Origin of the sequence: Nonomuraea sp. NPDC003709 (genome assembly GCF_040610775.1) — a bacterium.
Classification (GTDB): Bacteria; Actinomycetota; Actinomycetes; order Streptosporangiales; family Streptosporangiaceae; genus Nonomuraea; species Nonomuraea angiospora_A.
On sequence record NZ_JBEXMW010000014.1, the window covers coordinates 196395 to 212482 of the forward strand.

The 16088-nt window shown below is 70.9% G+C and carries 16 protein-coding genes; 10 read left to right on the plus strand and 6 right to left on the minus strand.

Annotated elements, in window-relative coordinates:
* Positions 1 to 6 precede the first annotated feature (6 nt).
* A complete protein-coding gene (locus ABZX61_RS36735) occupies positions 7 to 1464 on the minus strand; it encodes an oligopeptide:H+ symporter (RefSeq protein WP_350735282.1) in 1458 nt (485 codons plus the stop codon).
* 140 nt (positions 1465 to 1604) lie between these two features.
* Here ABZX61_RS36735 and ABZX61_RS36740 point away from each other — a divergent pair, with 140 nt between their 5' ends.
* The 3 genes from ABZX61_RS36740 to ABZX61_RS36750 all read left to right on the plus strand — a co-directional run bounded on the left by ABZX61_RS36740 (position 1605) and on the right by ABZX61_RS36750 (position 5388).
* On the plus strand, positions 1605 to 3446 hold the full coding sequence (locus ABZX61_RS36740) for an AMP-dependent synthetase/ligase (RefSeq protein WP_355200789.1): 1842 nt from the start codon (positions 1605 to 1607) through the stop codon (positions 3444 to 3446).
* A gap of 104 nt (positions 3447 to 3550) precedes the next feature.
* Positions 3551 to 4747, plus strand: a complete 1197-nt coding sequence (locus ABZX61_RS36745) for a hypothetical protein (protein ID WP_355200790.1) — start codon at positions 3551 to 3553, stop codon at positions 4745 to 4747.
* Positions 4748 to 4899: 152 nt separating this feature from the next.
* Positions 4900 to 5388 carry a hypothetical protein gene (locus ABZX61_RS36750; protein WP_355200792.1) on the plus strand — a complete coding sequence of 163 codons (489 nt, stop codon included), beginning with the start codon at positions 4900 to 4902 and terminating at the stop codon, positions 5386 to 5388.
* Between the two features lie 334 nt (positions 5389 to 5722).
* Here the strand turns inward: ABZX61_RS36750 and ABZX61_RS36755 are convergent, their stop codons facing one another.
* Positions 5723 to 6385 carry an NAD(P)H-binding protein gene (locus ABZX61_RS36755; protein WP_355200794.1) on the minus strand — a complete coding sequence of 221 codons (663 nt, stop codon included), beginning with the start codon at positions 6383 to 6385 and terminating at the stop codon, positions 5723 to 5725.
* Between the two features lie 105 nt (positions 6386 to 6490).
* On the opposite strand from ABZX61_RS36755, the gene ABZX61_RS36760 reads away from it, so the two are divergent.
* The 3 genes from ABZX61_RS36760 to ABZX61_RS36770 all read left to right on the plus strand — a co-directional run bounded on the left by ABZX61_RS36760 (position 6491) and on the right by ABZX61_RS36770 (position 9030).
* The gene (locus ABZX61_RS36760) at positions 6491 to 6859 is read left to right on the plus strand and encodes a helix-turn-helix domain-containing protein (protein WP_350735291.1); all 369 of its coding nucleotides are present in this window, start codon (positions 6491 to 6493) and stop codon (positions 6857 to 6859) included.
* Between the two features lie 166 nt (positions 6860 to 7025).
* Positions 7026 to 8015: a GTP 3',8-cyclase MoaA gene (gene moaA / locus ABZX61_RS36765; RefSeq protein ID WP_355200796.1), complete on the plus strand. Its 990-nt coding sequence runs from the start codon at positions 7026 to 7028 to the stop codon at positions 8013 to 8015.
* A 4-nt stretch (positions 8016 to 8019) separates the two neighbouring features.
* A complete protein-coding gene (locus ABZX61_RS36770; protein ID WP_355200797.1) occupies positions 8020 to 9030 on the plus strand; it encodes an NTP transferase domain-containing protein in 1011 nt (336 codons plus the stop codon).
* 303 nt (positions 9031 to 9333) lie between these two features.
* Here ABZX61_RS36770 and ABZX61_RS36775 read toward each other — a convergent pair whose 3' ends face one another.
* The gene (locus tag ABZX61_RS36775) at positions 9334 to 9648 is read right to left on the minus strand and encodes a DUF3099 domain-containing protein (protein ID WP_350735295.1); all 315 of its coding nucleotides are present in this window, start codon (positions 9646 to 9648) and stop codon (positions 9334 to 9336) included.
* 99 nt (positions 9649 to 9747) lie between these two features.
* Here ABZX61_RS36775 and ABZX61_RS36780 point away from each other — a divergent pair, with 99 nt between their 5' ends.
* Together ABZX61_RS36780 and ABZX61_RS36785 are read left to right on the plus strand one after the other, a co-directional pair.
* On the plus strand, positions 9748 to 9960 hold the full coding sequence (locus tag ABZX61_RS36780; RefSeq protein ID WP_350735297.1) for a dodecin: 213 nt from the start codon (positions 9748 to 9750) through the stop codon (positions 9958 to 9960).
* A 123-nt stretch (positions 9961 to 10083) separates the two neighbouring features.
* Positions 10084 to 10641, plus strand: coding sequence for a hypothetical protein (locus tag ABZX61_RS36785; RefSeq protein ID WP_355200799.1), 558 nt, complete (start codon positions 10084 to 10086; stop codon positions 10639 to 10641).
* A gap of 27 nt (positions 10642 to 10668) precedes the next feature.
* Here ABZX61_RS36785 and ABZX61_RS36790 read toward each other — a convergent pair whose 3' ends face one another.
* Together ABZX61_RS36790 and ABZX61_RS36795 are read right to left on the minus strand one after the other, a co-directional pair.
* Positions 10669 to 12039, minus strand: coding sequence for a metallopeptidase TldD-related protein (locus ABZX61_RS36790; protein WP_355200800.1), 1371 nt, complete (start codon positions 12037 to 12039; stop codon positions 10669 to 10671).
* A complete protein-coding gene (locus ABZX61_RS36795) occupies positions 12036 to 13532 on the minus strand; it encodes a TldD/PmbA family protein (RefSeq protein WP_355200802.1) in 1497 nt (498 codons plus the stop codon). The genes ABZX61_RS36790 and ABZX61_RS36795 overlap by 4 nt, the downstream gene beginning before the upstream one ends.
* Positions 13533 to 13609: 77 nt before the next feature.
* Between ABZX61_RS36795 and ABZX61_RS36800 the strand changes: the two genes are divergently transcribed.
* Together ABZX61_RS36800 and fabI are read left to right on the plus strand one after the other, a co-directional pair.
* Positions 13610 to 14305: a beta-ketoacyl-ACP reductase gene (locus tag ABZX61_RS36800; RefSeq protein WP_350735304.1), complete on the plus strand. Its 696-nt coding sequence runs from the start codon at positions 13610 to 13612 to the stop codon at positions 14303 to 14305.
* Between the two features lies 1 nt (position 14306).
* Positions 14307 to 15071 (plus strand): enoyl-ACP reductase FabI, encoded by a 765-nt coding sequence (gene fabI / locus ABZX61_RS36805; protein WP_350735306.1) that lies wholly within the window; start codon positions 14307 to 14309, stop codon positions 15069 to 15071.
* A gap of 124 nt (positions 15072 to 15195) precedes the next feature.
* Here fabI and ABZX61_RS36810 read toward each other — a convergent pair whose 3' ends face one another.
* Positions 15196 to 16026, minus strand: coding sequence for a hypothetical protein (locus ABZX61_RS36810; protein WP_350735308.1), 831 nt, complete (start codon positions 16024 to 16026; stop codon positions 15196 to 15198).
* Positions 16027 to 16088: the final 62 nt, after the last annotated feature.

The window sequence follows — 16088 nt, forward strand, 5'->3', positions numbered from 1 at the left end:
GAATATTTACCGTATGACCGGTTCGTGGTGCTCGGCCATCATCACCCGCAGCCTCCGCGCGAACATGAACAACGCGATCCCGGCCACGATCGCCATCGCCGCCAGCACCAGGTAGTACATCGGATCCGACAGCACCCGGCCGAGCCGCCCCGTCTGCCCGCCGACCGCGTCGCCCACCGACAGCGAGATGAACCAGACCCCGAGCATCTGCCCCTTGAACGCCTCGGGTGCCAGCTTCGTCGTCACCGACAGCCCGACCGGGCTCAGCGACAGCTCCCCGAAGACCTGGATGAGATAGACGAGCACCAGCCACCACACCGACACCCTGCCGGGCCCCGCCAGCGCCGCCGCGACGGCCATGACCACGAAGCTCAACCCTATGACGATCAGCGCGAACGCGAACTTCTGCGGCGTGCTCACCCGCGTCCCGAGCCGCACCCACAACGCGGCGAAGACCGGCACGAAGATCATGATGAACAGCGGGTTGAAGGACTGCGTCGTGGCCGGCTGGATCGGGATGCCGAACAACGACAGGTCGGTGTGGTCCCTGGCGAAGAACAGCAGCTTGCTCGGCGCCAGGTCGTAGATCATCCAGAAGACGGACGCGGCCACGAACAGCCAGATGTAGGCCTTCATCCGGATCCGCTCGTCCTCGGTCAGGTCGTGGCTGCCGAGCAGGAGGTACGAGAAGTACGCCACCGGCACGATGAGGATGACCACGGTGATCGCCACGGTGAGCCGGTCGACCGTGAGCGTGCCGGTCGCCGCCCACGCGCCCAGCGCGATCGCCGCCGCCGCCGCGATCCCCGCCCCCCGCCAGAACAGGCGGTGCTGCACGTGGACCGGCCGCTCACCGATGCCCCGCAGGTGGCGGCCGCCCCGGATGTACTGGGCCAGGCCGAACGCCATCCCGACGGCCGCCGCGCCGAACCCCAGGTGCCACCGGTCGCCGGTGGCCAGCCAGCCGACCACGATGGGCGCGAAGAACGCGCCCAGGTTGATGCTCATGTAGAACAGGGAGAACCCGGCGTCCCTGCGCGCGTCGTCCCCCTCGGGGTAAAGCCGTCCGACCATGACGGACATGTTCGGCTTGAGCAGGCCGGTGCCGGCGATGATCAGCAGCAGGCCCTGCCACACGAAGTACGGCGACGACACCGGGAGGGCCATGCTGATGTGCCCCAGCATGATGACGAACCCGCCCCAGAACACCGACCTGCGCGCCCCCAGGATCCGGTCCGCGATCCACCCGCCGGGCAGCGCCACCAGGTAGATGAGCGCGCCGTAGACGCCGACGACCGCCTGCGCCGTCTCCTGCGACAGGCCCAGGCCCTGCTGCGCCGGTGACGCGGCCAGGAACGTGGCGAGGATCGCCCGCAGCCCGTACCAGCTGAACCGCTCCCACATCTCGGTGCCGAACAGCGTGGCCAGTGCCCAGGGATGCCCGAAGAACGTCCTGCCGCTCATGTGCCGCCCCCTCTGTGCACCCGGTCGATTACTCTACGTGAAGGACGCGGGTCTTTCTCCTCAGGCTCTTGCCGCTACCCCCTTGGTGTGGTGCGATGCAGGCCACTCACGCAAGTGAACACTGACTGGAGGCGCGCGCCATGGCCGAAGACCTCGAAGTCCGGGCCGAGATCGAGCGGCAGATCGCCGGCCGTACCGTCTGCGAACGGCTCAGGCACGCCGCCGAGCAGCACCCCGACGCGCCCGCCTATTCCGACCCCGACGGGGACGGCTGGACCACGCTGACCTACGCGCAGGCGCGGCAGCGGGTCCTGGAGATCGCCGCGGGTTTCGTCGCGCTCGGGCTGGAACCCGGGGAGTCGGTGGCGGTGATGATGGTCAACCGCAGCGAGCACGTGCTCGCCGACCTGGGGGCCGTGCACGCCGGCGGGGTCGGCTGCACGGTGTACTCGACGTTCGCGCCCGAGCAGATCGCGTTCGTGGCCGGGGACGTGGCCGCCAGGTACGCGGTGCTGGGCGGCCCGGCCGAGCTGGCCCGCTGGCAGCCCGTCCTGTCCCGGCTCGACGGGCTCCGCAGGATCATCATGCTGGAAGGAACGCCCGCGGACGACCGGTTCATGTCGTGGGAGGACTTCCTGGAGCTGGGCCGCGCGCGCCTGGCCGCGGACCCGGCCGAGGTCGAGGCCCGCATGAGCGCGGTCACCCCCGGCGACGTGGTCACCGTCCTCTACACCTCGGGCACCACCGGCATGCCCAAGGGCGTCCCCCTCACCCACGCGAACGTCTTCTACGAGGTCGCCGCCACCGACCGCATCACGAACCTGCCCGTCCGGGGCACGCAGATCTCCTACCTCACGTACGCGCACATCGCCGAGCGCATCCTCAGCCTCTACCTGCCCCTGGTCAAGGTCTCCCACGTGCACTTCTGCACCGACCTGGCCAACCTGGGCAAGACGCTGGGGCAGGTCAGGCCGATGATGTTCTTCGGGGTGCCGCGCGTGTGGGAGAAGATGATGGCCCGCCTGCTCGCCGTGCTCGCCACCCAGCCGGAGGAGCAGCAGGCCGCCGTACGCCAGGCGATGCGGGCGGGCGCCGCGTACGTGGAGGCCGGCCAGTACGGGCGCACGATCACCCCCGAGATCCAGGCGGCCTACGAGCAGGCGGACGCGTCCCTGCTGTCGATCATCCGCGGCATGATCGGCTTCGACCGCGCCGAGTGGACCGCCACGGGCGCCGCGCCGCTGCCCGCCGAGGTGCAGCACTTCTACGCCGGGCTCGGGCTCAAGGTCATCGACGTGTACGGCATGACGGAGACGACCGGCGCGTTCACCGGCAACAGCCCCTCCTGCTACCGCCTGGGCACCGTCGGCAGGGCCGAGCCCGGCGTCGAGATCCGCATCGCCGAGGACGGCGAGATCCTCACCCGCAGCCCGCTCAACACCCGCGGCTACGTCAACCGGCCCGAGGCCACCGCCGAGCTCATCGACGACGGCGGCTGGCTGCACACCGGCGACATCGGCACGGTCGACGAGGACGGCTTCTACCGGGTGGTCGACCGGAAGAAGGAGCTGATCATCACGGCGGGCGGCGAGAACATCTCCCCGGCCGAGATCGAGAACCACCTCAAGGAGCACATGCTCGTCGGCCAGGCCCTCGCCTACGGCGACAACCGGCCGCACCCGGTGGCCCTGCTGACGCTCGACGGGGAGGTGGCGCCGGGCTGGGCGCAGGCGCGCGGCATCGCGTTCGCCTCGCTGGCGGAGCTGGCCGAGCACCCGGAGGTGATGAAGGAGGTGGAGACGGCGGTCGAGGCCGCGAACGCCAAGCTGGCCAGGGTGCAGCAGGTGAAGAAGTGGGCGCTGCTGGGCACCGAGTGGACGGCCGAGACCGAGGAGCTCACCCCGAGCCTGAAGCTCAAGCGGCGGATCATCCACGCGAAATACGCCGACGTCATCGAGGGCCTTTACAGCGGGCCGCGTTAGGGCACTTTCGGCGGGGTTCGCCTGCTCCGGCTGATCCCGGTTTTGCCATTCGTGGCGTGTGTCGAGGTCCTGGCCATTACCGGGCGGTTCCTACCGTCTCGATCATGACCAGAAGCCTTCTTCTCGTCTCGCTCGCGGCCGGGCCGCTCACCGTGCCCGTCCCCCCGGTCGCGACCGAGCCCGTCATCCGCGCGATCACCGTCCGTCCGGCCGAACCCATCGTGGGGGCGAACGACTCCGTACGCCTGGTGGTCGACGTCGTCGCCAAAGGCGTGCGCGGCCAGGGCGGCGTCACCGTCAAAGTCGAACCCGGCGCCCCACCTGGCCCCGTACTGACCGACAAGCTACCGATCCCGGCACCGGCTCCGGCCCCGGCGCCCGCCCCCGACACCGGCTCGGTGGGCTCCGGCCCCGCCCCCACCAGCGGCTCCGTCGGCACCCGCCCCGCACCGGGCCCCGCACCGGGCACTGCGCCCCGGCCCGCACCGGTGGCCCGTCCGGCACCGGGCACTGCGCCCCGTCCGGCACCGGTGGCCCGGCCCGCACTGCCGAACCAGCCCCGACCGGGCGTCCGGCCCGCACTACCGAACCAGCCCCGGCCAGGCGTCCGGCCCGCACTGCCGAACCAGCCCCGACCGGGCGCCCGGCCCGTGGCGCCCGCCCCGGCGCCTGCACCCGTTCAGGCCCCTGCACCCGTTCAGGCCCCCGCACCCGCTCCTGTTCAGGCGCCCGCGGTCGCTCCGGCGGCGCAACCACCGCAACTGGCCGAGGACGCTCTGGAGGGAACCCCTCCGCAGCTGACCTGGCGCACCGCGGGACCGGGATCCGGCCCGCCGGCCCGCATGGCGAACGGCTGGGAGACCTGGCGCTTCCTCCCCGACAAGCAGCTGAACCGCTACTACCCGACCGGCACCTGGACGATCACCGCCACCGCCAGGGGAGCGGGCGGGACGACGGTCACCGAGTACGCGTCGTTCCAGTTCAGGCGGGACACGAAGCTCTCGTCGGTCCGGGCCGACAAGCTGGAGGGCTCCGACCTGGTACGCCTGCGCGGCTCGCTCAGGCGGGTGGACCCGCGCGGCTACACCGACTACGGCCCGTTCGCCAGGCAGCAGCTGGAGATCCTGTGGCGCGGCGAGGAGTCCACGGCCTGGGAGCGGATCGGGCAGACGACGACGGACGCCTCCGGGACCTTCGAGGCGACGGTCACGGGCCGCGCGGGTGGCCTCTGGCGCGTCCGCTATCCCGGAACGGGACACTACGCCCCAGACGCCTCCAAGTCCCGACAAATTACGCAATAGCCGAAAAGATGCCTATAGCACGGCCTTAAACCGTCGTTGCGGAATTGTGATCAGCTTTACTACAACTTTTCCTTACCCTTACGCGTCATTGGCGTTGACATGGCCCCGACTTGGGGCCGTGTCCGAGACGGGGAAGGAATTCCATTTTGAAGATGCGACGTCTAGCCGCCGGCCTGGCGGCTGCCGCCCTGGGCGCGACGATGGTGGCGACCGCCGCCTCGCCCGCGCTCGCGGACCCGGACCCGGGCCTGGACCCGGATGTCGCGGGCTACACGAGCCTGCAGTTCGACGCGAATCCCGAGCCCGCATGGCGGGGCCGGCCCATCACTCTCGAGGGCAAGCTCTCCGTGCAGTGCGACGAGGACTACATCAGTGGCTTCGTGTCGGTGCACAAAGCCGACTACTGCCAGGACTCGGAGCGCTGGCACCGTCTTGCCTGGAAGCGGATCGTGATCCTCTTCCAGCCTGACGGCAGCGGCCGCTGGGAGTACGTGGACACCATCAGGACCAGCGGCAAGGGCTACTTCTCGACGCGGGTTCCGGCCCGTACGTCGGGTACGTGGCGCGCGGTCTTCGAGGGCTCCCGTTCGCTCTCCCCGGCGGAGGGCAAGGACTGGGTCAAGGTCGTCGGCCGCCGCTGATCCACCCCGAAACGCCCGGCCTTTCCCGGCCGGGCGTTTCCCCTTTCGACCCCTTTCCCCAACCTCCCACCGCCCCACACTCCCCGCCGCAAGACCTCACGTCCCGGGCACGCCTCACCTCCCGCGCCCCAAGCCCGGCGGCACCCAGAGCCCGGCGCAACCGACGCCCAGCGTGCGCCGTGTGCCCGCGCATGTCCTGCATGCCACACGTCCCGCACCTCACGTCCCCAGAACGCTCCATCGCTCGGGCTGCCCCAGGACGCCCCACCACCCGCGCGGTCCGGAAGCGGCGGCGCGGCGAAGACGTCCCGGAAGCACGACAACCCGGCGGTGGCTAGTACGACACGGCAACCTGGACGCGGTGGTGCCGGGGCCGCTCGACCTCGTCCACCACCGCCACCCCCAGGTCGGCGAACGAGAACGCGGGCTCCAACGCCGGCACCTCCCCGCCCCCGATCCGATAACGCCCGGTCCGGGACGCCGACTCGTCGAGGAGCACGGGCGGCGGCGCGAGCACCACCCAATCGAGCCCCGACTTCTCGAACACCTCCAACTCCGCCGCATGCCCCAGCGAGAACGCCCGCGCCTCGGCCGGGAAGTCCGGCGTGTCCACGAGCCGCACCCCCGGCGAGACCTCCAGCAGGCTCCCGATCCCGACCGCCACCAGCCGGGACACCCCGGCCTGCCCCAGCCCGCCGACCAGCGCCCGGGCCGCCGCCGTGTAGAACTCCTCCGACGACATGTCCAGCCGGGCCGTCACCTGAACGGCCGCGTCGTGCCCCGCCGCGACCTCCGCCACGCCCGCAAGGTCGGTGACATCCCCGGCCACCACCCTCACCCGCGCCCCGGACGAACCCGCCCCGGAAGTACCCCACGCGCCCGCGTACTTCCCGGGATCCCGGACGACGGCCGTCACCTCGTGCCCCCGCCCGACCGCCTCCGCGACCACCCGCACCCCGGCCCGCCCACCGGCGCCGAACACCACGATCTTGCTCACCTTCACCACACCCCTTCTGCCTGGGCCGGCCTCCCCGGCCACTCAGCGGAGACGGTAAAGGGCGAGATATCGCTTTCCGCAACGATAGTTACCTACGATGTCGGGATGGCCGAGCCACTCGATCCGGACATGTTCACCGGATGCCCTCCGGTAGTCGCGCCGATCCGCATCGGCGACAAGTGGACCGCGAAGCTCATCCGCTGCCTGGAATCGGGCCCGCGCCGCTTCAAGGAACTCCAGGTCACGCTGCGCGGCATCACCCCGAAGGTCCTCACCGAGTCCCTGCGCGCCATGGAGCGCGACGGCTTCCTCACCCGCACCGCGTACGACGAGATCCCGCCGCGCGTCGAGTACGAGCTGACCGACCTCGGCCGCAGCCTCATCGAACCCATGAACGCCGGCTGCGAGTGGTCGAGAAACCACCTGGCCGAACTGATGAACGCCCGCGAGGCATGGTACGAGGCGGCGGGATGAACCCCCTGACGCCGACCGCGTGCGGCGTTTTTCGCGGTTCTGGGCTGTTCGTGTGGAATCGATCTAGGGCGCAAAGTGTTGTCGTGCGGTGAAGGAGTGATTTTGAGCGTCGCCGGACAGGCGTCGTAGTCTGGCCCTCTGGCGAACGAACAGGAGGTGACGCCCCATGTTGCGAGACTCGTTCGGACGGGTGGCGACGGATCTGCGGGTGTCCCTCACGGACAAGTGCAATCTGCGCTGCACGTACTGCATGCCGCCCGAGGGCCTCGACTGGCTCCCCAACGCGAAGCTCCTCACCGCCGACGAGATCGTCCGCCTCGTGACCATAGGCGTCGAACGCCTGGGCATCACCGAAGTCCGCTACACCGGCGGCGAACCGCTCATCAGGCGCGAGCTGGTCGACATCGTCGCCCGTACCACCGCCCTGACCCCCAGGCCGCAGGTCTCGCTGACGACCAACGGCATCGGGCTGGCCCGGCTGGCCGAGCCGCTGGCCGCCGCCGGGCTGGACCGGGTCAACGTCTCGCTCGACACGCTCGACCGCGACACGTTCAAGCGGCTCGCCCACCGGGACCGGCACGCCGACGTGATCGCCGGCCTCGCCGCCGCCGACGCCGCGGGCCTGCGTCCCGTCAAGGTGAACGCGGTGCTCATGCGCGACCTCAACGACCACGAGGCCGTACCGTTGCTGCGGTGGTGCCTCGACCGGGGCTACGAGCTGCGCTTCATCGAGCAGATGCCCCTCGACGCCCAGCACGGCTGGACCCGCGAGGGCATGGTCACCGCCGACGAGATCCTCGACCGGTTGTCGGGCGGGTTCGACCTCACGGTGGACGACCTGGAGGAGCGCGGCAGCGCGCCGGCCGAGCGGTTCCTCGTGGACGGGGGCCCCGGCCGGGTCGGGGTGATCGGATCGGTGACGCGCCCGTTCTGCGGGTCCTGCGATCGGGTCCGGCTCACCGCCGACGGCCAGGTACGCAACTGCCTGTTCGCGAGGGAGGAGTCCGACCTGAAGACGCGCATGCGCGAGGGGGCCTCCGACGAGGAACTGGCCGAACGCTGGGTCGCCGCCGTGGCACGCAAGCGCGCCGGCCACGGCATCGACGACCCGTCCTTCCTCCAGCCGGCCCGGCCCATGTCCGCCATCGGCGGCTGACGGCGTGGCGCCCTCGGCCGAGAGCCCGGGTCAGCCGGCCTTCGACGCGGTGATCCTGGCCGGGGGAGAGGCGCGCCGGCTCGGCGGGGCGGACAAACCCGGCCTCACCGTGGGTGGCAGATCCCTGGTCGAGCACGTGGTGACGGCCGTCGCGGACGCCCGCACGACGATCGTCGTCGGCCCCGAGCGCCCGATCCCCGGCGTGGTGTTCGTCCGCGAGGACCCGCCGAGAAGCGGCCCCGTCCCGGCTCTGGCGGCAGGACTGAACGGGGTCACCGCCCCATGGGTGGTCCTGCTCGCGGGCGACCTGCCGTTCATCACCGCCCCCCACGTCACGGCCCTGCTGAACGCCGCCACAACCCAGCCACCCAACACCACGGCCGACCCGGCCCCGCCGACCCCCGCAACCCAGCCGCCCGCCGCCCCCGCACACCCGACGCTTGGCGAGACGGCGCGACCGATGTCTCAGGACGTCGCAGGGGCGGTGGCGGGAGGTGCCGTGGCGCCGGCGTCCGGGGATGCCCGAGAACCGGCCCCCGAGGAGGGGCCGGTCGGTGGGGTGGTGATGGTGGATGACGGCGGGCGGGAGCAGTGGCTGGCCGGGGTGTGGCCGACGGCGCGGCTCAAGCGGGCCCTGGCCGCCTACCCGGGCCGCTCACTCAAGGGCCTGCTCGGCCCCCTCACGGCCGTACGGCTGGCGTTGCCGGGAAGGCCCTGGTTCGACTGCGACACAATGGATGACCTGGAGGAGGCTCGTATGAACGTGCTCAACGAATGGACTGTCCTGGCCTGCGAGGAGCTGGGCATCGACCCGGCCACGGTGGACCGCGACCTGATTCTCGATCTCACCAAGGAGGTCGCCCACGGCGTCGCGAGACCGGCCGCGCCCCTGACGGCGTATCTGCTCGGCCTCGCCCAGGGCGCCGGGACCGCCCCCGACGACGCGGCGGCGAAATTGATCACATTGGCGAAGCACTGGGGACAGGCCACGGCCGAGACGCTGACAGACAGCTGACACTCGAACGAACTCTTGAAGTCAAGCCGCCCTCCCGCCTGAAGATTTCCTGTGAATAACGAGGCGGGAGGGAGTGCAAACGGTTTCGGGAAAGCGGCCCTATCCGACTGAGGCCGGCGTCGCCAACTGATCAAAAACTTCCGGGAAAGGGCGACGCCGGGTGGTTACGGGGGCAAACCACCCGGCGTCGCGTCATCGGCGTTCCGACGGGGGCCCGGAACGCCGGCACCAGCACTCCGACGGGGGACCGGAGCGCTTGCCTAAAGCGTACACCTACAACCCGTGGGATGCGTCAAGACTTAGTCACGACCCGATCTCGCGTCGATGCAGCGGTATCTCGGTTTGGTTAGCTTCAGGGGTGTCAAAGGTAGGCGGAGGGGCAGCCTTCCCTCTCTCATTGGCCCCGATTACGGCTATGTATGGCAAAAAGACTGCGGCGGCGATGAACAGCAGCCGGTACGGCCACGGCACCGGCACCACGACCGCCAGGATCAGGCAGATCGTCCGGATGCCCATCTTGATGAGGTAGCCGATCTCGCGCTTGCGGATGTCGTCCGTCAGCGACGGCTTGGCGTCCGTGACCTGGTGGACGTCTGGTCTCCTGCGCCACCCCTTCATATCTTCCACCGTAGACCTGGAACAGGCCGGGTGCGACAGCGCCCCGGTGCGGGAACAGGGGTCATGCGATCATGGCCTTTGAGTAAGGAGGATGTGGAGATGACGGATCGAACGTACCGGGTGACCGAGATCGTCGGAACGTCGGGGGAGAGCGTCGACGAGGCCATCCGCAACGGCATCAGACGGGCCTCGCAGACGCTCCGTCACCTCGACTGGTTCGAGGTGACGGAGATCCGCGGGTACATCGACGCGGGAGAGGTCGCGCACTTCCAGGTCGGCATGAAGGTGGGCTTCCGCCTCGAGGACGCCTGACCCGAAAACACCTCAACGGGCCGCGTACGGCTCCCTGACGGCCGTAGGGGGCCGTGCAGGCCCCGGGGATCGGAGAGCCGTCCCCCCGCCCCTCGCCGGAGGCGAGAGGTTAGATTGGCCGGTGTGAGTGTTGAGTTCCGGATCCTGCTGGTGTGCACGGCGAACATCTGCCGTTCCGCCATGGCGCAGGTGATCGCCGAGGCGATGCTCAACTCCGCGCACCTGCCCGTGGCGACGGGGAGCGCGGGGGTTCGCGCGCTGGTCGGCCGGCCGATGGCCCCCCACGCGATCACGGCCCTCGACCGGCTGGGCCTGGACGGCCGGGCGCACCGTGCCCGGATGCTGGACCACGACCTGGTCAGCTCGGCCGATCTGCTGCTGACGATGGAGGCCGGGCACCGGGCCGTGGCCGTCGAGATCGCCCCCGAGGCGGAGCGCAGGACGTTCACGCTGCCGGAGTTCGCCGAACTGGCGACCGGGGCGGGGCACCGCCGTTATCGCTCGGACACGGCCGAACGGGCGCGGGCGATCGTCGAGTCGGCCGCCGAACGGCGCGACGCGCGGCTGGCGCCCGAGGTGTACGACCCGTACGGCGGCCCGTACGAAGGCTACGAGGCGTGCACCAAGACCCTCGGCGAGGCTCTCAGCCACGCCCTGGGCGCCCTCCTGGGCCCCCGCTGATCACGGCGGGGGCCGCGCCCGGGAAGGTCAGCTGGCCTGGCTGACCGTGGACATGTTGAAGTCCGGCACCCGCACCGCCGGCATGATCGTGCGCTGGAAGTAGTCGTTCCACTCCCGGGGCAGCGTGCGCCCGGCGGCGCCCACCTCCGTCAACCGCCCGAGCAGGTCGACCGGGCTCTCGTTGAAGCGGAAGTTGTTCACCTCGCCCACGACCTCCCCATGCTCGACCAGGTAGACCCCGTCCCGGGTCAACCCGGTCACCAGCAGCGTCTGCGGGTCGACCTCACGGATGTACCACAGGCAGGTGACGAGGAGCCCGCGCTCCGTGGAGGCGATCATCTCCTCCATGGACCGGCCGCCCTCGGGGCCCGACATGATCAGGTTGGAGATCCCGGGCGTCACCGGCAGGCCGCTCAGCTCCGCCGAGTAGCGGGTCTGCAGCAGGGCCTCCAGGGTCCCGTCCTTGATCCAGGCGGTCGGCCCGAGCGGGAGCCCGTTGTCGAAGACCGAGCTCTCCCGGCTGGAGGCGTGCGCCGTGACGAACGGCGCGCACGCGATGCCCGGCGCCGACGGGTCGCTCGACAGCGTGACGGGCAGCGTGCCCAGCCGCTCGCCCACCCGCGTGCCGCCGCCGGGCTTGGAGAACACCGAGCGCCCGTCGAGCGCGTCCCTGGCCCCCGCCGACCAGAACAGGTAGATCATCAGGTCGGCCACCGCGCTCGGCGGCAGCAGCGTCTCGTAGCGCCCGGCCGGCAGGTCGACCCGGGTCTTGGCCCACTCCAGCCGCTGCGTCAGCGAGGCGTCGAGCGCCGAGACGTCCACGTCCCTGAAGTCCTCGGTGGACACGCCCGTCCACGCCGAGCGCTTCAGGTCGGCCGACTTGGCGTTGAGCTCCAGGCGCCCGGTCGGCTGGTCGTGGCGCAGCCGCAGGCCCGCGGACGTGCCGAGGAACGTCGAGGTCAGCGAGTGCTCCGCGAACCCGTACAGCTTCCTGCCGCCCGCCTCCGCCGCCGCGAACGCGTCGCCGAGCGCGGGCGCGAACCCCTCGAACACCCCGATGTCGGTCGGCTCGACGGCGGAGCCCCAGTGCGGCGACTGCGGCACGCCCTCGACGAGGGCGCGGGCGTCCTCCGCGGGCTGTGCCTCCCGCGCGGCAGCGTCGGCCGCCGCCACCACGTCCGCGAGCTGATCCTCGCGTACGGCGGCCCGCGACACGACCCCGACGCTCTGCCCCGCGATCGAGATCACGGTCAGCCGGGCGGAGCGGGCGACGCCGTTCGTGGTGAGCGTGTTGCCCGCGAACCGCAGGTTGGCCGTGGAATCCTCGTCCACCAGCACCACGCAGTCGTCGTTCGCCGAGAGCTCCAGAGCCTTCTCGACCATCTCCTGCGGCCTCATGCTTTGCCACCCTCCTGAACGGTGTTGAGGATCCGCACGCCCCTGAACAGCGCCGACGGGCAGCCGTGGCTGACCGGCGCGACCTGGCCCGGCTGGCCCTTGCCGCAGTTGAAGGCGCCCCCGAGCACGTACGTCTGCGGCCCGCCGACGGCCTCCATCGACTGCCAGAAGTCCGTCGTGGTCGCCTGGTAGGCGAAGTCCCTGACCTGCCCGGCCAGCTTCCCGTGGGAGATCCGGTACGCCCGCTGCCCGGTGAACTGGAAGTTGTAGCGCTGCATGTCGATCGACCAGCTCTTGTCGCCGACGATGTAGATCCCCCGCTCGACGCCCGAGATCAGCTCGTCGGTGGAGGGCCCGTCCGGCGCGGGCGCCAGCGAGACGTTGGCCATGCGCTGGATCGGCATGTGCCCCGGCGAGTCGGCGAACGCGCACCCGTTGGACCGCCCGAGCCCCTTCATCAGGGCCATCCGCCGGTCGAGCTGGTAGCCGACCAGGATGCCGTCCTTGACGATGTCGAAGCTCTGCCCCTGCACGCCCTCGTCGTCGTAGCCGATCGTGGACAGGCCGTGCGTGACCGTGCGGTCGCCGGTCACGTTCATCAGCGGCGAGCCGTAGACCAGCTCGCCCAGCTGGTCGAACGTGGCGAAGCTGGTGCCCGCGTAGGCCGCCTCGTAGCCGAGCGCCCGGTCCAGCTCGGTCGCGTGGCCGATCGACTCGTGGATCGTCAGCCACAGGTTGGACGGGTCGATGACCAGGTCGTAGTCGCCCGCCTCGACGGAGGGCGCCGCCAGCTTCTCGGCCAGCAGCTCGGGCAGCCTGGCCAGCTCGCCCTGCCAGTCCCAGCCCGTGCCCGTCAGGTATTCGTAGCCGCGCCCGACCGGCGGCGCGAGCGTCGACATGTCGTCGAAGCCGCCCTCGTGCGCCTTCATCGCGTTGAGCTTCGGGTGCACCCGCACCCGCTGCTGGGTGGTGACCGTGCCGGCCGTGTCGGCGTAGAACTTCTGCTCCTTGACCTGCAGCAGCCGCGCCGACACGTGGTCGGCGCCCTTCAGCAGGCCGGCCGACCAGTCGGCCAGCAGGCTCACCTTGTCGGCCGAGGAGACCTCGAACGGGTCGACGTCGTACTCTGACACCCACACGGCCTCGGCGTGCACCGGCTCGGGCGCCAGCTCGATGGGCTCGCGGTTGATCGGGGCGCTCACCTCCGCCACCCGCACGGCCTGCTCGGCCACGGCCGCGGCGGCCTGCGGCGTCAGGTGGATGCCCGCCGCGAACCCCCACGTGCCGCCCTTGACGACCCGCACGGCGTAGCCCAGGTCGTCGGCGTCCATGGCGCCTTCGAGCCGGGCGTCATAAAGGCTGAGCGTCTCGGCTCTGACGCGTTCGAGCCGGAAGTCGGCGTGCTCGGCGCCGAGTTCGCGGGCGCGTTGCAGGGCGGCGTCCGCCAGCTGCCGCAGCGGCAGCTCCAGGAAGTCGGGATCGATCTGGCGCATGTCCACGATCCTAACCCTGTGATCTTGTGCCACCCGGACAACCGCATACCCGCCGGTAGGAGATAGCGTCTGGTGCCATGGCACGCTCTGTACTCGTCACCGGGGGCAATCGCGGCATAGGCCTCGCGATCGCCCGTGAACTCGCCGCGGCCGGCGACGCCGTCGCGGTCACCTACCGATCGGGGGAGCCGCCCGAGGGCCTGTTCGGCGTGCGCTGCGACGTCACCAGCATGGCCGACGTCGAGGCCGCGTTCGACAAGGTCGAGGCGGAGCAGGGCCCGGTCGAGGTCCTCGTCTCCAACGCCGGCATCACCAAGGACACGCTGCTGGCGATGATGAAGGAAGACACCTTCACCGACGTCATCGACGCCAACCTGACGGGCGCCTACCGCGTGGCCAAGCGGGCCATCCGCCCGATGATGAAGCTCAAGCGCGGCCGGATCGTCCTCATCTCCTCGGTGGTCGGCCTGTCCGGCCAGGCCGGCCAGGCCAACTACGCCGCCTCCAAGGCCGGGCTGGTCGGCTTCGCCCGCTCCCTGGCCCGCGAGTACGGCTCGCGCAACATCACGGTCAACGTGGTCGCGCCCGGCTTCGTGGCCACCGACATGACGGCCGACCTCGACCAGGAGGCGATCGTCTCCCGCATCCCCCTCGGCCGCCAGGCGGCGCCCGAGGAGGTGGCACGCGTCGTACGCTTCCTGGCCGGCGACGACGCCTCTTACATCACCGGGGCCGTGATCCCGGTTGACGGCGGACTCGGAATGGGGCACTGACGTGGGAATTCTCGAAGGCAAGCGGATCCTCGTGACGGGCGTGCTCACCGACGCCTCGATCGCCTTCTCGGTGGCCAAGCTGGCCCAGGAGGAGGGCGCCACGGTGGTGCTCACCGGGTTCGGCCGGCTGAGCCTGGTCGAGCGCATCGCCAAGCGGCTGCCGGAGCCGGCGCCGGTGCTGGAGCTCGACGTCCAGAACAACGAGCAGCTCGACACGCTCGCGGCGCGGGTGGGCGAGCACGTGGACGGCCTCGACGGCGTGGTCCACTCGATCGGCTTCGCCCCGCAGACGGCGTTGGGCGGCAACTTCCTCAACACCACGTGGGAGGACGTCGCCACGGCCCTGCACGTGTCGACCTACTCGTTCAAGTCCCTCGCCGTGGCCTGCCTGCCCCTCATGAAGGAGGGCGGGGCGGTCGTGGGCCTCGACTTCGACGCCACGAAGGCGTGGCCCGTCTACGACTGGATGGGCGTGGCCAAGGCGGGCCTGGAGTCGTGCAGCCGCTATCTCGCCCGCGACCTGGGGCCGCACAACATCCGCGTCAACCTGGTGGCGGCCGGTCCGCTGCGCACCATGGCGGCCAAGTCGATCCCGGGCTTCAAGGAGTTCGAGGACAGCTGGCCGGCGAAGGCCCCGCTGGGCTGGGACCTGTCGGACACGATTCCGGCGGCCAAGGCGTGCGTGGCGCTCATGTCGGACTGGTTCCCGGCGACGACCGGCGACATCGTCCACGTGGACGGCGGCGTCCACGCCGTCGGCACCTGATCCGAGGCTGTTGCGGGGTCTCGCGTGGGTCGCGGGGCCCCGCTTTCGATGCGCGGGGGTTCCACCAGGCGCGGGCCCGCTCTTGGGCGCGCGAGCCGGGGCCCGCTCTTGGGTGCGCGGCCGCTCAGGCCACGCGGTGACGGCCGTTGCCGGCGCCGGGGCCGCTGCCGGCGCGCGCCGGTTCGAAGGGGATCGACTCCATCGGCTCCGTGCGCTGGCGCCGCTGCTGGACGATCCGCGTGGCCAGCACCGCCGACCCCAGCAGCGCGATCGTCAGCGCCGTCCCCAGCACGTCCGAGGCGGGCGGGCTGGGCCGTACCACCCGCTTGTCCTGCATCGGCAGGGTCAGCTCATGGGCGAACGGATTGGGCCACAGCAGGTCCACCCGCGGCTCGTCCGTGTCGACCTTCGTCTCCTTCTCGATCACCGGCCGCCCCGTGTCCACGGTCTGCGGGTGCTGCTCCGGCGCCGTGGGCCTCTTGCTGGGCAGGGATTCCACGCCCCATTCGCGGGGCCGCGACGTACGCGAGGGAGAGGGGACGGGCGAGGGGGAGAGCTTCTGCATGTCCTCCTCGCCCACGCAGGCCTGCCCCGGCCGGCAGGCGCTGTCCTGAGAGTCGTCCTCCTGCCCCGTCGCGGAGGTGGAGGGCGACGCCGAGGACTTGGTGTCAGGCGTGGCCTTGGTGGTCGGCGCCACCTCTCCGACCCGGCCGAGCACCTCGTCGGTGGTGTCGTTCACGCCGTCCGTCACCTTTTTGGTGGTCCCGCCGGTCAGGGTGTCGACCGTGCCGGTGAGCGTGTTCACCACGTCGCACAGTGTGTTGGTCACCCCTGAGAGCAGGCCCCCGTCGCGCGTACAGTCCTGCGCGTCGGCCGCCGCGGCTGTCGCGGCCCCTGGGACGGCCGCCAGCGCCACCGCGAGAACTCCAGCCGAGATCGCGGCCCTGCTCCCCATCCGTCCCCTCCTGCGTCGCTTCCGGGGGAAATCTTTATGGACATCGGACATGAGACGCAGGC

What these genes read in the sequence shown, in the direction of transcription:
- ABZX61_RS36760 (WP_350735291.1), top strand. Translation starts at nt 6,491, where the DNA reads ATGGCCGAGCCACTCGATCCGGACATGTTCACCGGATGCCCTCCGGTA.
- ABZX61_RS36780 (WP_350735297.1), top strand. Translation starts at nt 9,748, where the DNA reads ATGACGGATCGAACGTACCGGGTGACCGAGATCGTCGGAACGTCGGGG.
- ABZX61_RS36795 (WP_355200802.1), bottom strand. Translation starts at nt 13,532, where the DNA reads ATGCGCCAGATCGATCCCGACTTCCTGGAGCTGCCGCTGCGGCAGCTG.
- moaA (WP_355200796.1), top strand. Translation starts at nt 7,026, where the DNA reads ATGTTGCGAGACTCGTTCGGACGGGTGGCGACGGATCTGCGGGTGTCC.
- ABZX61_RS36790 (WP_355200800.1), bottom strand. Translation starts at nt 12,039, where the DNA reads ATGAGGCCGCAGGAGATGGTCGAGAAGGCTCTGGAGCTCTCGGCGAAC.
- ABZX61_RS36810 (WP_350735308.1), bottom strand. Translation starts at nt 16,026, where the DNA reads ATGGGGAGCAGGGCCGCGATCTCGGCTGGAGTTCTCGCGGTGGCGCTG.
- ABZX61_RS36745 (WP_355200790.1), top strand. Translation starts at nt 3,551, where the DNA reads ATGACCAGAAGCCTTCTTCTCGTCTCGCTCGCGGCCGGGCCGCTCACC.
- ABZX61_RS36740 (WP_355200789.1), top strand. Translation starts at nt 1,605, where the DNA reads ATGGCCGAAGACCTCGAAGTCCGGGCCGAGATCGAGCGGCAGATCGCC.
- ABZX61_RS36735 (WP_350735282.1), bottom strand. Translation starts at nt 1,464, where the DNA reads ATGAGCGGCAGGACGTTCTTCGGGCATCCCTGGGCACTGGCCACGCTG.
- ABZX61_RS36750 (WP_355200792.1), top strand. Translation starts at nt 4,900, where the DNA reads ATGCGACGTCTAGCCGCCGGCCTGGCGGCTGCCGCCCTGGGCGCGACG.
- ABZX61_RS36775 (WP_350735295.1), bottom strand. Translation starts at nt 9,648, where the DNA reads ATGAAGGGGTGGCGCAGGAGACCAGACGTCCACCAGGTCACGGACGCC.
- ABZX61_RS36800 (WP_350735304.1), top strand. Translation starts at nt 13,610, where the DNA reads ATGGCACGCTCTGTACTCGTCACCGGGGGCAATCGCGGCATAGGCCTC.